The following is a 14,369-nucleotide window of genomic DNA, read 5'->3' on the forward strand; positions in this document are numbered from 1 at the left end:
GTTCCTTACTTTTTGGTGGGCTTAGGCGTCGGGGTCGGCTTCTCAGTCTCCGTGGGAGTCGGCGTGGGAGTAGGTGTGGGTGGTGGAGCCGGGGCCTTCGCCACCGTGACAGTGACAACCTTGCCCTGAGGCACCTCGGTGTTGAAGGCATCGCTTTGAGCCGTGACTGTCCCAGCTGCAACCTGCGAGTTTTCCTGTTCCACAACTGCGATGTTGAGCCCGTTGGCCTTCAGCGCGGCTTCCGCTTCGGCCAACGGCAAGGCGATCAGCTGCGGCATGAGGACCTTGCCGGTGGATACCTGCAGCTCGACTTTGCTTTCCACGGCGATCGCGCCGCCCGGTGCGGGAGCCGTGCCGAGCACTACGCCCGCGGGGACAGTTGGGCTGTGGGTCAAGGCGGTCACTACTTCGCCTGTGATGCCGAGCCGCCGCAAAGCTTCGCGTGCGTCCGGTTCAGTGCGCCCCACGATGTCCGCCGGGATGATCACTGAGCTGGGGCCATTGGATATCTTCAGGATGACTTCAGCATCCTGTTCCAACAAGGCACCGGCTATCGGTGATGTCCCAATGGTCATGTCCTTGGCCACGGTGTCGCTGGGCTCGCGAACTGATTTGGGCTTCAGTTTGGCTGAGTACAGTTCCTGGATGGCCTGTGATTCAGACATATTGGTTACCACCGGCACGGCTATTTTCGCGGGGGGCGGCGGCTGCATGTTCATGAGGCTGTAGAGCCAGAAACCGCCGCCAGCCAGTACCAGGATTGTGAAGATCACCAACGTGGCAACCCAGGCACGACGCCGGGACTTCTGGGCCGCCGGCAGCTCACGTTCCGGAGGGAGACCCAAGGGAAGTGGTTCTTCCTGGGGCGGATCAAGAGGCTCATCTTTGAACTGGTTGGCATCGAGGAAGCCCACGGCCGTGGCACTCAAAAGCTCTGTTGCCGGGTCTTCAGGATCAACGAGGTCGTTGGGGTCCGTGGGAGCCTCGCTGGCTGCCACAGCGGGCACGGGGATGCCATTGCTTGCCGCACGCAGGGCGCGGCGGAAGGCTGCCGCGTCCTGGAACCGATCCGTGCGGCTCTTCTGCAGCGCCTTTACCAGGACGGAATCCAGTGCCTCGGAAACTTCGGGATTATGGGCGCTGGGCAGGTCCGGGATTTCACGGACGTGCTGGTAGGCCACCGATACTGGGCTATCGCCGATGAACGGAGGCCTGCTGGTCAGCAGTTCGAAGAGCAGGCAACCGGCAGAGTAGAGGTCACTGCGTGCATCCACCGTTTCACCACGGGCCTGCTCCGGCGAAAGGTACTGGGCGGTGCCCACCACGGCCTGCGTTTGGGTCATTGTGGCGGCAGAATCGGCCATGGCGCGCGCGATGCCAAAGTCCATGACTTTTACATCGCCGGTGTCGGCACAGACCATCACATTGGCAGGCTTGATGTCGCGATGGACGATGCCTGCGCGGTGGCTGTATTCGAGAGCGCCGAGGACACCCAGGGTAAAACCGACGGAATCCTCAACGCCAAGCTCGTTGGCCTTGATCATGTCGCGCAGCGTGCGTCCGGCCACGTACTCCATGACGATGTACGGGACACGCACGTCTTCCCCCGGGCCTCCAGGAACCGAGTATTCCCCGGTATCGAAGATGGCCACAATGGACGGGTGGTTCAACGCGGCGACAGCCTGGGCCTCGCGTTTGAAACGGGCCTGGAACTGGGGGTCCCGGGCAAGGTCGGCGCGTAGCACCTTGACGGCGATGGTGCGTCCCAGCAGTGTGTCTGTTCCCCGGTAAACGTCGGCCATGCCGCCACGACCGATCAACTCGCCAAGTTCATAGCGGGAATTGAGGATGCGCTGGGAAGACACGGGCGTGTTCTCCTCTCGGTGCGCAGGACCTGGACGTGGCGTTGACATGGCGGCTTACTTAGTTCCTGGGGCTGGCGGAGCCGCTGGGAGTGGAAGTGGGAGTTTCAGGCTCGGTGGGCACCAGAGCCTTGGACAGGTAGTAAGTGACCGTTGAGCCCGCTGCCACCTGGGTGCCGGCCGCAGGTGAGGAACGCACGAACGTTCCCGGCTGCTGGCCGATGGCACCGTTGACGGGTTCTCCCGCCACCCACTGCAGTCCGGCTCCTTCAATGGCTTGCCGGACCCGGGCTTCGTCAACTCCCGGCGCGATGGCAGGTACGGCCACCAATTCCGGGCCCTTGGAGTAGGTCACGGTGATGGTTTGTCCCGGGTCAACAGGACCGGTGGGGTTGAGGCTAATAACGATTCCAACGGGAGCGGTGTCGTCGAAGACTTCCTGACCGTTCACTCCAAGACCCAAAGCGCGAAGCTGACCGCTCACAGTCTCGAAAGGTTGGCCCTGGTACTGCTCAGGAATGACGTTGATTTTCTGGGGAACCGACTGCGTGGGCTGGGGTGCCTCAGTGGTCTCCGAGGGCCTCGGCGTCGGGGTGGCCGACGTAGAGGTAGGGCTGGCGCTCCGGCTGGTGCTGGTGGTGGTGGACTCGCTGGGCGCGGGGCTCGGCGAGAAGAATCCCGACTGGGAGATCAGGAAACCAACCAAAGCAAACAGGACCAGAAGGATCAGGGCCACCAGAGGCCACGTCCACGGGCTGCGCTTCTTGCGCTCCGGCTCAGCGTCATCGAAGTTCTCGTCGTCGGTGTAGACCACTTCTTCGTCGTCGGTGAGCTGACGCTCTGCCTCCAAGGCGTTCGCCCGCGTCAGAGGGTTGTCAGATGCGGCCGCGGCTCCCAGAGCAGCTCCTGCAGCGCCGGCGCCCAGCACCGGAAGTGCGGAGGTCGCCGTCGTCGACTGCTCCTTGCCGTAAGGCGAGGTGACGACGCCGGTGGGTGCCGTTGCGGTGTCCACCGGTGCCGTGATGGGCCCGGTAGTGGATTCGAACAACAGCATGCCGGGTACGGCGGCGTGCGCCGTGGCGATGTCACCATTGCGGATGGCTTCAGCGGCTTCGGCCAGCTTGATGGCGTTGGCCGGGCGGTTCTTGGGATCCTTGGCCAGCATGGACATCAGGAGGGCGCGCACCGGCGTGGGCAGCGTCTCCGGGAGGGGCGGCGGTGCGTCGTTTACCTGGGCGAGGGCAATGGCAATCTGCGATTCACCGGAGAACGGTCGGTGGCCTGTAAGGCACTCATAGCCGATGACACCGAGCGAATAGATGTCCGAGGATCCCGTTGCCGTCTGTCCGGTTGCCTGTTCCGGAGCCAAATACTGGGCGGTGCCCATGACCTGGCCGGTCTGCGTGAGCGGCACCTGATCTGCCAATCGGGCAATGCCGAAGTCGGTGACCTTGACCCGGTTGTCCGGCGTGATGAGCAGGTTGCCCGGCTTGATGTCACGGTGGACCAGACCCTGCGCGTGCGCAACTGCCAGGGCGCGTGCTGTCTGGGAAATGATGGAGAGCGTCATGTCCGGAGACAGGACCTGTTCGCGCTCAAGGATGCCACTCAGCGGGTGTCCGGGCACAAGCTCCATGACCAGGTAGGCCGAACCGGCTTCCTCGCCGTAGTCAAAGACATTGGCGATGCCCACGTGGTTGAGCAGCGCGGTGTGTCGTGCCTCGGCACGGAAGCGCTGGAGGAAGCCGGGGTCACCCGTGTATTCCTCCTTAAGCACCTTGATGGCAACGATCCGGCCCAGGATCTGGTCCTTGGCCTTCCAGACCTCGCCCATGCCGCCAATCGCAATACGACTGGTCAGCTGGAACCTGCCGCCGAGTGTGATTCCTGAAGTAGGCCTCACTTATTCAACACCGCCTCAAAAATCTTCTTTGCGTTCGGACTGGTTAGCTGGGCCCCGGTTAGCACGTCCACACTCTCCATGACAATGGTGACGGCTACTTGCGGGTCGTTTGCCGGGGCGAACCCGGTAAACCATGAGTTATTCAAACCTGAATCGCCGAGCTCGGCGGTACCTGTCTTGCCGGCCACCTTGACGCCCGGAACGGCTGCACCCTTGGCAATGCCATTGTCTACGGCACTGGTCATCCACTCAGTGATCTGGCTGGCGATTGGCTGCGTAGTGCTGGTCCGCAGTTTTTCAGGTTTGGGTTCGTTGATGACCCGAAGATCAGGCGCACGGATGGCCTCAACCAGGTTGGGCTTCATCTGCACCCCACCGTTGGCAATGGCCGCCGTCATCATGTTGATCTGCAGCGGCGTGGCCTTCACATCGCGCTGACCCACAGACGACTGTGCCAACTGGGCCTGGTCCAGGTCCTCCGGGAAGACGCTGATGGCTTGCTGCAGCTTGAGCTGGTCACCGAAATCCTGGCCGAAGCCGAACTTCTGCGCCTGTTCCCTGATGGCGTCCTGGCCAAGGTCAAGTGCAATGCTCGCAAACGGGGTGTTGCACGACTGCTCCAGGGCAAAGGCGAAGGACGCTGTCTCACGGACGTTGCAGTTGCCGCCGGCATAGTTGGGCAGGCTGGCACTGCTGCCGGGCAAGGGAAGGCTGCTGGGATTCGGGAGTTCGCTGTCCTTGTTGTACTTACCGGAATTCAGTGCCGCAGCAGTATCAATGAGCTTGAAGACCGAGCCGGGCGAAAGCAGGTTACCTGTAGGACCGCTGACGTTCTGGTTCAGGTTGATACCCGGAATCTGGTTCAGCTGTGCATAATTTGCTTCCGCTGTGGTCCGGTCATGGGTGGCAATCAGGTTGGGATCATAGGTCGGCTTGGAAGCCATGGCCAAAATGGCGCCGGTCTTGGGGTTGGTGACCACAATGGAGCCCCGCTGGCCTTCAGGAATCAGATCCATGGCCAACTGCTGCAGGGCAGGATCCAAGGTCAACTCCACAGATGCTCCTTTTGGCTCTTTACCGAGGAACATCTGGCTCATGCGATCCAGGAACAGCTGATCAGAGTTGCCCGCCAAGGTTTCCCCCATGGACTGTTCCAAGCCGGTGGAACCAAAGAATTTGGAGAAGTATCCGGTGATGCCGGCATACAGCTGTGGCTGGTTGTACTGGCGCTGGAAGGCGCAGGACTCCGTTCCGGGAACCGACTCAACCACCGGTTTTCCACCCACAATGATGGAGCCGCGCTCGTTGCAGAAGGATGCCAAAACAGCGCGCTGGTTCCAGGGGTTGGCGTTGAGGTCGTCAGCACCAATCACCTGGACGTAGCTAATGGCGCCGAAGATCAACGCGAACATGGCGACGGCAGCCATCCAGCTGCTGCGAATAGCCTGGTTCATTGTTGCTTCACCGCCTCTGTTGGTGCGCTGGGTGTCTGTCCTGTAGCCGGTTTGCGGGGGTCCGGCGTGCTGCTTGCGGGCGGTTTGTTAACCATGGGGGTGGTGTCCACCGGGCCGCGGGCCGTGTTGGAGATCATGAGCAGCAGGCCAACGATGATCCAGTTGGCCAGAAGCGAAGAGCCGCCGGCTGCGAGGAACGGAGTGGTGAGGCCGGTCAAGGGGATGAGCCGGGTGACGCCGCCAATCACTACGAAGCATTGCAGGGCAATGGCAAAGGACAAGCCGCAGGCGAGGAGCTTTCCAAAAGCGTCCCGGGTGCCCAAAGCTGCGCGGAAACCGCGGGTGAAGAGCAACATGTACAGCATCACCACGGCGAAGAGGCCTATCAAGCCGAGCTCTTCACCAATGAGGGCCACAATCATGTCGCTGTTGGCGAACGGGACCAGATCCGGCCGGCCCTGGCCAAGACCAGTGCCCACCAGGCCGCCGTCGGCCATGCCGAACAAGCCCTCCACGATCTGGCCGCTACCGCCGGGTGACCTGCCGAAGACCTCCGGTGTGAAGGCATTGATCCAGCTATCGATGCGGAAAGCGACGTGGGAGAAGATCTGGGAAGCAATGAAGCCTCCGCCCAGAATCAGCAGCAGGCCGATGACCACCCAGGAGATACGGCTGGTGGCCACGTAAATCATCACAATGAACAGGCCGAAGAAGAGGATGGAAGATCCGAGGTCGCGCTGGAAGACGAGGACGCCGATGCTCACCAGCCAGGCGGTGATCATGGGGCCAAGGTCCTTGAACCGGGGGAACTGCATAGGGCCGATCTTCCGGCCCGCCAGCAGAATGAGGTCCCGGTTGGAGGACAGATACCCTGCGAAGAATATGGCCAGGGTGATCTTGGCGATTTCACCGGGCTGGAACGTCATGGGCCCAACGCGGATCCAGACCCGAGCGCCAAGGATTTCACCCGCGGAGATGCCGGGGATCAAAGGAAGGACCAGGAGGAACGCACTGACCGCCAGGGAGATGTACGTGAACCGGCGCAGGATCCGGTGGTCTTTGAGGAACCAGATCACGGTTATGGAGACCGCCATGGCAATAAGGGTCCACCGGAGCTGGTTGTTGCCCGTATCGTCCCCGGGACCGTCCATCCGGTGGATCAACGCCAGGCCGAGGCCATTGAGCGCAACCACGATGGGAAGTATTACCGGGTCTGCATACTTCGCGCGCAGCCTGAGGACGACGTGGAATGCGAAAGCAGCCACGGCCAAAAGGCTGGACTGGAACCAGAAGTCGCTATCGAGTCCGACTTCCGAGTTGATACTCACCAAGGCACTGGCGCCGATGCCCACGGCAAGGGCCAGGACGATGAGCACCAGCTCAACGTTCCGGCGGGGTTTGGGGGCTATCTCAGTCTGCATCATTTGGCCGCCTCACAGGGAGTCGGGACGGGCGAAGGAGTGGGGCTGGCGACGGCGGCCGTGCTGGGAATGGGCACAGTGGCCGTAGGTGCTGGCGTAGGGGTTGCCGATCCCGACGCGGTGCCCGCGGCCGTGGGCGCGGGGCTGGGGCAGTTCGCAGAGGCGCTGCCGGTGTTCCGCAGGTTCTCCACGATGTCCTGCGCACCGTCGAGGTCGCCCGCCGGTACTGTCTGGCGTACGCTCTGTTGGCCGTATTCCGGCAATGAATCCACCCTGATATCGGTTACGGCTTCAAGCCGGGAAAGTTGAATGGGGCCGAGCCGCTGAGAGATTCCGTTGAAGATGGCGACCCGCTGATCGTATTCGCCCACGTAGTAGCGCGTTTGGGTCCAGGCATAGCCAAGCCAGAGGCCCACCACCACACCCAGGACAACCACCGCTGCAACCGCAGGCATCAACCAGCGCACGCGGCGTCGCGGCGGCTCTTCCACCTCAACGCGGTCCTGTTCAGCCTTGTGTGTCAGGACAGTAGCTGCCCTCCGTGCCACAGTGCGGCCGGCCACCGTGGGAATGGAGCCCGTTTCGGCGGCGGTTGCAGCTGCACCAACAAGCTCATGAGGCCTACTGGCCAATTCCTCGCGCAGCACTTCCGCCGACAAATGCTCGCCGAGGTGCGGGTCGGTGGTGGCAGGAGGTTCAGTGGACTCGCCGGTTGAAGTGTCGTCAGCCGCGTCTTGTTTGTTGTCAGGATTGCCCGCACTAAACGACGATCCAGCGCCTGCCTGCTGCTCGGCTTTGGGCTTCGACTCGGTTTTGCTGTCTTCTACAGCTTTGTCCGCAGCCACATCATCGGCGGACTTGGTGGCCGTCACCGCGTCAGGCTCGTCAACCGCGGCAAGCGCCGCTGCCGGAACGACGTCGACGGCGGCCGTGTTGACGTCGTCGTCGGTCTCCTCCGCAATCTCCAACATCACCACGGTGACGTTGTCCGGGGCGCCGGCTTCAAGGGTCAGGTCAACAAGGATCTCAGCACATTCGCGTAGGTCCTTGGTCTCACGGACCATGCGCTCCACCACGTGGCCGGCAACGTAATTGAGTCCGTCGGAGCAGAGCAGCCAGCGTTCGCCAGGTTCCACATCCAGGACATCCAGGTCCAGCTCGGGGCTGGCATCGACGTCGCCGAGGACTCGCATCAAGACGTTCTTGTGCGGATGCGTTTCGGCTTCCTCCGGGCGCAGCCGGCCCTCGTCAATGAGCCGCTGCACGAACGTGTGGTCAATGCTGACCTGTTCAAACTTCTTGTTGCGCAGCCTGTAGGCGCGGGAATCGCCAATGTGGGCGAAGTGGAGCTTGCGGCCCTCCAAAAGCAGGGCTGTCACGGTGGTGCCCATCCCCGAAAGCTTGGGATTTTGGTGCACGAGCTCGGAAAGAAGGGAATTGGCGGTCTGGATCTCGTCGGCCAGGACGGTGTCCGCACCCTCCGGATAGTCGTCATGATCAAGGTGGATCATGTCCAGAACCGTTGAAGCGGAAGCGACATCGCCGCCGGCGTGACCGCCCATGCCGTCGGCCACCACGGCAAGATGGCGACCCACATATGCGGAGTCGTCATTCTTGGAGCGGATCCGTCCGACGTCGGAACGAGCGGCGTAGCGCATGATGAGCGGGCGCTCCGCAGGCTTTTCCTGGCCTTTGGGGGTCTCGGGGGAGGCCATGGACTACGGCCTCAATTCAATGACCGTCTTGCCGATTCTCACGGGGACGCCAAGCTCAACAGGCAATGCGCGGGTGAGCTGCTGATCGGCCAGGTAGGTGCCGTTGGTGGATCCCAGGTCCTCGATGAACCAGCGGCTACCCTGCGGGAACAGGCGTGCATGCCGGCCGGAAGCGTAGTCGTCCTCCAGGACAAGCGTGGCTTCCTGCGCGCGGCCCAGCAGAATGGGGCTGGCCGCCAGGGGGACCGTGGTGCCCTTGAGGGGACCCTCAGTAACTACAAGTGTTCGCGCATGCTGGATTGCCGGCGGCGGCGAAGCCGCGAGTTCAGGATGCTTGCGGACTTCCCGTGCGGTGGGAACGCCCGTGACAGCCTTGCGGCCAATCTGGAAGTCGCGGCGCATGGTGGTGACGATGCTGAAAATCAGGACCCAGAGTAGGAGGAGGAATCCGAAGCGAAGCGCTGTGATGGTCAGTTCGCTGATGTCGTTCACGCGTGACCACCCGGGGTTTGGGGGAGGAGGCGGAAAATGATCTTGGTACGTCCCATCGTGATGGTTGAGCCGTCTGTAAGCTCCACGCTGCCGTTCACTTTATGTCCATTAACGTAGCTGCCGTTGGTGGAGCCGAGATCAACGGCCCACGTGGTGCCATTTTCCGTGCGGACCTCAAGGTGCTTCCGTGAAACACCTGTGTCATCCACCAGAATGTCGGCTTCGGAGGAGCGGCCAAGCACCACGGACAGGGCGTTGAGCGAATACCGCTGACCGCCGATGTCCAGTACAGGCTGCATGCGCGTGGGCTGCCGCACCGGAGCGGCGGGGACGTTGGCCCTGGGGGACGGCGCCGGTGCTGATCCGTCGTTTGACTGCTTCTCTGTTCGCGAAGCGATCTCGAAGTGACCGGCACGTTCCTCGTCGTTGCGTCGGAACGAAATGCGCACGGCGCCTTGGAGCGTGTAGCCCTGGCTACGGACGTGCTGGATGACGACGTCGCACAATTCCTCGGCCAATGGTGTTCCCCATTCCTGGGCCCGGGCAAAGTCCTCGTCACTCAACAGGACATCAAAGACATTTGGAGCCAGCGTCCGCCCGGCAGCGATGGTGATGGACTTATTGTCCAACTCGCGCCTCAGCTTGCTTGCAATCTCCACTGGCTCAACACGTGCCCGCGACCCCGTGGAGAAGACGTTGCGGACAGCCTTTTCAATGCCGCGCTCGACTTTATCCAGCAAACCCATGGTCCTTCTCCTTTCCTTGCCGCGGCACCCGTTGTGCCTGGTCCGATAGTCCGTCCATTGATCCGTCCGCACACACAGCGAAGTACGCGCCTGACGGCCCTTCCACTTCCCGATACTACTGGGACTGACTGGGAATGGCCTTAATCCACAACGCCTTGCGACCCGGAAAAGTTCGTTTCCGGCCCATGGTAGCGCGGGAGGGGAGGGCTGAAATTCTCACCTGGTTAAGTCATTGTTGGGGGACTCCTGGCCTCTTCGGGGACGCCTCCTACCTTTCGATTGGTGTTTTGCGGCGACTGTCCGTTATGCTTGATCTCGCTGCTTTTGAAGGAAACGAAGCCGGGAAACCTGCGGAAGTCCGGAAAAAGAAGTTGCGCGCGAGTGGCGGAACGGCAGACGCGCTGGCTTCAGGTGCCAGTATCCGAAAGGGTGTGGGGGTTCAAATCCCCCCTCGCGCACGCAATTGAAAGAGCCCCGGTCTTAGGACCGGGGCTCTTTTGTTTTCCCGCACCCAACTGAGTCGCAGCAGTGCGCGGTTTGAGCCCGCTAAACGCGCTTAAGTGCTACTTAGTTGGGTGTGCGGGAGGTTAGGCGCGCGCGGAAGCCGCGAACCGGCGTCGTGAGTTGCTCAGGTGCAAGCGCATGGCGGCTGCGGCAGCCACTTGGTCGCCCTCCGCGATGGCCGCATATATAGAGGAGTGCTCGTGGACGACCTGGGCGAAACGCTCGGGTGAGTCCTGGTGGTCGCTGGCGACGAGGCGCGGGCGTGGCATGGTGATCATGGTTTGGCCCAGGGCGGAGATGCAGTCCGTATAAAAGGGGTTGCCCGTGGCGGCGGCAATTGCCCGGTGGAACTCGAAATCGGCTTTCATGGAGTGTGCCGGGTGGCCGGAGCTGGCGATGAACTGTTCCAAAGCTCCGTGCATCGCCTTGAGCTGGCGCTCCGTGTGGTTCCGCGCGGCCAAAGCGGCAGCTTCTGTTTCCACGCCAACGCGGAAATCCAGCATCTGCAGCCGATCTTCCATGCTGGAAACAGCCCGTGATCCGGGCGCCGGAGACGGGCCGTCCGCCGGCGGGGTCAGCGCGAAGCTGCCCCGCCCGCGTTCGGTTTCCACCAGTCCCTCCGCCTGCAAGTGCGTCAGGGCAGAGCGAACCACGGTCCGACTCACCCCGAACTCACTAATGAGCGTGTTTTCGCTGGGGAGCTTCTCACCTGGCTGGATGACGCCGTCCACAATGCGGTTGCGAAGATCGGCGGCGAGATCCGCGGTCAGGTTTCGGCTCATGGGTTCAAGATTACGCGCCGAACTCTACTGATTCGGTGGTCCAGGCGCGGGCCTGCTCACTGAGGGTGACACCAAGCCCCGGCCGGTCCGGAACGATCATGCGGCCGTTCTTGGTTTCGAGGCGCTCCTCGAACAGCGGGTCCAACCAGTCGAAGTGCTCCACCCACGGCTCGCGGGGGTACGCGGCGGCCAGGTGAAGGTGGATTTCCATGGCGAAGTGGGGTGCCAGGCCCAGCCCGCGTTCATCCGCCAACGCTGCGAGCCTCAGGAATTGGGTGATGCCGCCGACGCGTGGTGCGTCGGGTTGAATGATGTCGCAGCTGTTCGCGTTGATGAGGCCCTTGTGTTCTGCGACGGACGCGAGCATTTCACCCGTGGCGATGGGGGTGTCCAGAACCCGGGCCAGGTGCGCGTGGCCTTCGAAGTCGTAGGCATCCAGCGGTTCTTCGATCCATATGAGGTTGAATTCCTCCAGCTGGCGGCCCATACGCAGCGCGGTGGCCCGGTCCCATTGCTGGTTGGCGTCCACCATGAGCGGGACGTCCCAGCCGATGTGTTCGCGGACTCCGGCAACTCGGCGCAGGTCCTCCTTGGAGTCGGGCAGGCCAACCTTGATCTTGATGCCGCCGATGCCATCGTTGATGGATTGCGTGGCGCGTTCCTTGACCTCGTCCAGCGTGGCGTTGAGGAACCCGCCGGAGGTGTTGTAGGTCTGCACGGAGTCGCGGTAGGAGCCTAGGAGCTTGGCGAGGGGGAGTCCGGCGCGCTTGGCTTTGAGGTCGTAGAGCGCGATGTCGATGGCCGCCAGGGCCTGCGTAGCCACACCCGAACGGCCCACGGAGGCGCCGGCCCAGAGGAGCTTGGTGTAGATCTTGCCGATGTCGTTAGGGTCCTCGCCGATGATCCCTTCTGCCACTTCCTTGGCGTGCGCATACTGCGCAGGGCCGCCGGCGCGTTTGGAGTAGCTGAATCCCAGGCCGCGGTGGCCTTGTTCCGTGGCGATCTCGGCAAACAGGAAGACCACTTCGGTCATGGGCTTTTGCCTGCCGGTGAAGACCTTGGCATCGCTGATGGGTACGGTGAGGGGTAAACGTGCCGTGGACAGCTTGATGTGGCGAATCAGATCTACGGTGCTCATGGTTCTCCTAGTAAATGCGGCGTCCTTGCCTGTCACTTAGGATACAAGTTTTGTACTTGTACTACAAGGGTTAGGTTTGCCCAAGCGACGTCACACGGGAACGCACGACGGCGGCACCCGGCTTGGGGGGACACCCTCCCCTGAGTTCCAAGAATTTATCGCGCGAATGCAACACACTGAGGTACGTGGCGAACAGGTACTGGGTATGAGCTACCTATCGAGAGCCCCCGACCAGGAAGAAGCCTTTCGGGCGCTGTATCAATCCGCCTATGCTGACCTGCTCAAGTTCGTTCAGCGCCGCACAGACGCGGCACATGCCGAGGACGTAGTGGCTGAGGCATTTCTCATCGTCTGGCGGCGCTTTTCTGAAACGCCTCAGCACGAGGACGATGCGCGGGCATGGATCTTTGGCATCACTCGAAACCTCATGCTCAACGCCCGCCGTGGAGAGCAGCGTCGACACGCGCTGGGCGTCCGCCTCGCCGACGCGACCTCTGTATCCAACGCCGATTCCCACGCTGATCTGGTCAGCAGCCGCGTTGATCTAGGCAGAGCCTGGGAGCTGCTCTCCGCGATCCATCAAGAGGCCCTCGGGCTGGCGATCTTCGAGAACCTGGCCGCACCCCAGGCAGCGCGGGTATTGGGCATTTCTCCCGTTGCGTTCCGGCTCCGCCTCACCCGCGCAAGGCGAGCCCTGCGGCTACTCCTTGATCACATCCCGCGCCAAGAGTCGCCGGCGCCAGCCACATCTTCCGAAAAGGCCACCACACCATGAAAAACAGCCGGAACATCGACACACTTCTGCGGTCCATGGACGCCGCCGAGCAGAACAAACCTACTGACCCGCGACGTTCGCAGAAAGATCTGGAACTGATTCTTCGGTCCCACCCAACTCCAGCCGCCAGGGGCGCCGAACCTGCAGAACACCAAACGTCGACGTCGATTCCAAGCCGTCGTCGTCGTCGCGCCCTTGCTTTGGGTGGAGTTGCTTTCGCAACCACAGTTGGATTCCTGATGGGGCCGGCTCTCTCGGGAGGCGACCCGGCCTTTGCAACGTGGACCGCCGCGCCGGGTGCGCTGATAGGTGCCGAGCGCGATAGTGCGGTTTCCGACTGCGCCCGGTCCAGCACAAGGATTGGTGATGGCATGTACGTCAATGACGTGGCAGTAGCTGACGTGGCAATTGCAGAAAAGCGGGGAGCCTGGACCACGGTTGTCCTCAGCAGCACTGACGGCTTCGAAGCTAACTGCACCACCGATTCCTCGGCCCCATGGTTCAAAAGGGGTTCCTTTGGCTCAGTAGGAAAGCCGGGAGATGGCAAGAAGCCCACCGGCAGGGATATCAGAACCAGCCAACTCGGTACCGGCGTCATCAGTGACAATCCGCTCTCGATGGCTTCAGGGCAAGTTGGCCCGGACGTGGCCTCCATGACCTACATCAGCACGGCAGGCGAGAAGATTACGGCCACAGTATCGAAGGGCCAGTTCGCCTTCTGGCTTCCGGGAGGGGAGCTGACAAACTCGTCAGAGGAAAAAGTACCTGTCGAGGTGACTTACAGCGACAACACCAGGGAAATCCGCTACCTCAGCCTCTGAAGCGCACCTTAGGAACGAGGGAACTTAAGCCCGTAGCGCCCCGAAACCCGCAATCAGGGCTTCAAGTCCCAGGACGAAAGCTGCGTCGGTTGGCCGCTCCTGGCCTGCCAGGGACAACCTGTCCACAGCGGCCGTGAAGTTGGGGACCTGCTGGGCGAGGCTGCCGGCGTCGAAGATGTCATCCGGGGCCGTGACGTCGTAAGCGGCGCCAAACACGAAGGCTTCCAGGGCCACGATTGCGGAAATAATGCGGTCCTCCGGGAACCCGGCATCGCGGAAACCGGCGGTCACTGACTCGTACATGGCGAGCGTTTTGGGGGCATTGGCCACGGGCAGTACGGCAATGATCGGAATCAGGGGGGTGTGCGCGGAGAAAACGTCCCTATAGGACCAGGCCCAGCGGCGTACGGCTTCATCCCACGGTTCGGTGCCGAATGCGGAAACGTCCACCATTGCGGCCAAATGGTCCATGAGCAGAATGAGCACGTCATCTTTGGAGGCCACATGGTTGTAAAGGGCGGAAGGCGCGACGCCCAGGGAGCGTGCCAGGGCGGCCATGGTGAGTCCGTCGTAACCCTTGCTGCTGATTAACACCAGTGCCGCCGTCGTGATCCCGTCCTGGTCCAAGACAGCCGCGGTCGGCCTGCCGGCGCGCCGGCGAGCAGGTCGGGCGGAAGAAGCGGGGGTGGGTTCGGGCATCGGGAGCCTTTCTGCTGCCTGTGTCCCCAGCATTATTCCACTGGGTCTTCACAGGGA

Annotated in this window: 12 protein-coding genes and 1 tRNA gene; 3 read left to right on the forward strand and 10 right to left on the reverse strand. The window is 62.2% G+C overall.

Annotation, left to right across the window (positions count from 1 at the left end; genetic code table 11):
- Positions 1-5: 5 nt before the first annotated feature.
- From pknB to MOD31_RS09045, 7 genes are read right to left on the reverse strand one after another with little or no spacing between them, the layout of a single operon-like run.
- The gene (gene pknB / locus MOD31_RS09015; RefSeq protein WP_142937279.1) at positions 6-1,913 is read right to left on the reverse strand and encodes a Stk1 family PASTA domain-containing Ser/Thr kinase; all 1,908 of its coding nucleotides are present in this window, start codon (positions 1,911-1,913) and stop codon (positions 6-8) included.
- Positions 1,914-1,923: 10 nt separating this feature from the next.
- Positions 1,924-3,765, reverse strand: coding sequence for a protein kinase (locus MOD31_RS09020; RefSeq protein ID WP_142937278.1), 1,842 nt, complete (start codon positions 3,763-3,765; stop codon positions 1,924-1,926).
- Positions 3,762-5,219 carry a penicillin-binding transpeptidase domain-containing protein gene (locus tag MOD31_RS09025; RefSeq protein ID WP_142937277.1) on the reverse strand — a complete coding sequence of 486 codons (1,458 nt, stop codon included), beginning with the start codon at positions 5,217-5,219 and terminating at the stop codon, positions 3,762-3,764. Before MOD31_RS09025 ends, MOD31_RS09020 begins: the two co-directional genes overlap by 4 nt.
- Complete coding sequence (locus MOD31_RS09030; RefSeq protein WP_250820386.1) at positions 5,216-6,643, reverse strand: FtsW/RodA/SpoVE family cell cycle protein; 1,428 nt, start codon at positions 6,641-6,643, stop codon at positions 5,216-5,218. Before MOD31_RS09030 ends, MOD31_RS09025 begins: the two co-directional genes overlap by 4 nt.
- Positions 6,640-8,355, reverse strand: a complete 1,716-nt coding sequence (locus tag MOD31_RS09035) for a PP2C family serine/threonine-protein phosphatase (RefSeq protein ID WP_223941338.1) — start codon at positions 8,353-8,355, stop codon at positions 6,640-6,642. Before MOD31_RS09035 ends, MOD31_RS09030 begins: the two co-directional genes overlap by 4 nt.
- 3 nt (positions 8,356-8,358) lie before the next feature.
- Positions 8,359-8,838 carry an FHA domain-containing protein gene (locus tag MOD31_RS09040; RefSeq protein ID WP_024818875.1) on the reverse strand — a complete coding sequence of 160 codons (480 nt, stop codon included), beginning with the start codon at positions 8,836-8,838 and terminating at the stop codon, positions 8,359-8,361.
- A gap of 5 nt (positions 8,839-8,843) precedes the next feature.
- Positions 8,844-9,593 (reverse strand): DUF3662 and FHA domain-containing protein, encoded by a 750-nt coding sequence (locus MOD31_RS09045; RefSeq protein ID WP_142937274.1) that lies wholly within the window; start codon positions 9,591-9,593, stop codon positions 8,844-8,846.
- Positions 9,594-9,968: 375 nt separating this feature from the next.
- On the opposite strand from MOD31_RS09045, the gene MOD31_RS09050 reads away from it, so the two are divergent.
- Positions 9,969-10,051: transfer RNA gene (locus tag MOD31_RS09050), tRNA-Leu, on the forward strand.
- A 129-nt stretch (positions 10,052-10,180) separates the two neighbouring features.
- Here MOD31_RS09050 and MOD31_RS09055 read toward each other — a convergent pair.
- On the reverse strand, positions 10,181-10,879 hold the full coding sequence (locus tag MOD31_RS09055) for a FadR/GntR family transcriptional regulator (RefSeq protein ID WP_250820387.1): 699 nt from the start codon (positions 10,877-10,879) through the stop codon (positions 10,181-10,183).
- A 10-nt stretch (positions 10,880-10,889) separates the two neighbouring features.
- Positions 10,890-12,017: a mandelate racemase/muconate lactonizing enzyme family protein gene (locus MOD31_RS09060; protein ID WP_250820388.1), complete on the reverse strand. Its 1,128-nt coding sequence runs from the start codon at positions 12,015-12,017 to the stop codon at positions 10,890-10,892.
- A gap of 166 nt (positions 12,018-12,183) precedes the next feature.
- Between MOD31_RS09060 and MOD31_RS09065 the strand changes: the two genes are divergently transcribed.
- On the forward strand, positions 12,184-12,792 hold the full coding sequence (locus MOD31_RS09065; protein ID WP_250820389.1) for an RNA polymerase sigma factor: 609 nt from the start codon (positions 12,184-12,186) through the stop codon (positions 12,790-12,792).
- Complete coding sequence (locus MOD31_RS09070; RefSeq protein ID WP_250820390.1) at positions 12,789-13,613, forward strand: hypothetical protein; 825 nt, start codon at positions 12,789-12,791, stop codon at positions 13,611-13,613. Before MOD31_RS09065 ends, MOD31_RS09070 begins: the two co-directional genes overlap by 4 nt.
- A 24-nt stretch (positions 13,614-13,637) precedes the next feature.
- On the opposite strand, the gene MOD31_RS09075 is transcribed toward MOD31_RS09070, so the two are convergent.
- Positions 13,638-14,345, reverse strand: a complete 708-nt coding sequence (locus MOD31_RS09075) for a TetR/AcrR family transcriptional regulator (RefSeq protein WP_142937270.1) — start codon at positions 14,343-14,345, stop codon at positions 13,638-13,640.
- Positions 14,346-14,369: the final 24 nt, after the last annotated feature.

The sequence above is a fragment of the Paenarthrobacter sp. TYUT067 genome, assembly GCF_023656375.1.
In the GTDB taxonomy this organism is placed as follows: Bacteria; Actinomycetota; Actinomycetes; order Actinomycetales; family Micrococcaceae; genus Arthrobacter.

Coding starts and splice junctions, on each gene's coding strand:
- pknB (WP_142937279.1), bottom strand. CDS start 1,913: ATGTCAACGCCACGTCCAGGTCCTGCGCACCGAGAGGAGAACACGCCC.
- MOD31_RS09025 (WP_142937277.1), bottom strand. CDS start 5,219: ATGAACCAGGCTATTCGCAGCAGCTGGATGGCTGCCGTCGCCATGTTC.
- MOD31_RS09030 (WP_250820386.1), bottom strand. CDS start 6,643: ATGATGCAGACTGAGATAGCCCCCAAACCCCGCCGGAACGTTGAGCTG.
- MOD31_RS09035 (WP_223941338.1), bottom strand. CDS start 8,355: ATGGCCTCCCCCGAGACCCCCAAAGGCCAGGAAAAGCCTGCGGAGCGC.
- MOD31_RS09045 (WP_142937274.1), bottom strand. CDS start 9,593: ATGGGTTTGCTGGATAAAGTCGAGCGCGGCATTGAAAAGGCTGTCCGC.
- MOD31_RS09055 (WP_250820387.1), bottom strand. CDS start 10,879: ATGAGCCGAAACCTGACCGCGGATCTCGCCGCCGATCTTCGCAACCGC.
- MOD31_RS09060 (WP_250820388.1), bottom strand. CDS start 12,017: ATGAGCACCGTAGATCTGATTCGCCACATCAAGCTGTCCACGGCACGT.
- MOD31_RS09065 (WP_250820389.1), top strand. CDS start 12,184: ATGCAACACACTGAGGTACGTGGCGAACAGGTACTGGGTATGAGCTAC.
- MOD31_RS09070 (WP_250820390.1), top strand. CDS start 12,789: ATGAAAAACAGCCGGAACATCGACACACTTCTGCGGTCCATGGACGCC.
- MOD31_RS09075 (WP_142937270.1), bottom strand. CDS start 14,345: ATGCTGGGGACACAGGCAGCAGAAAGGCTCCCGATGCCCGAACCCACC.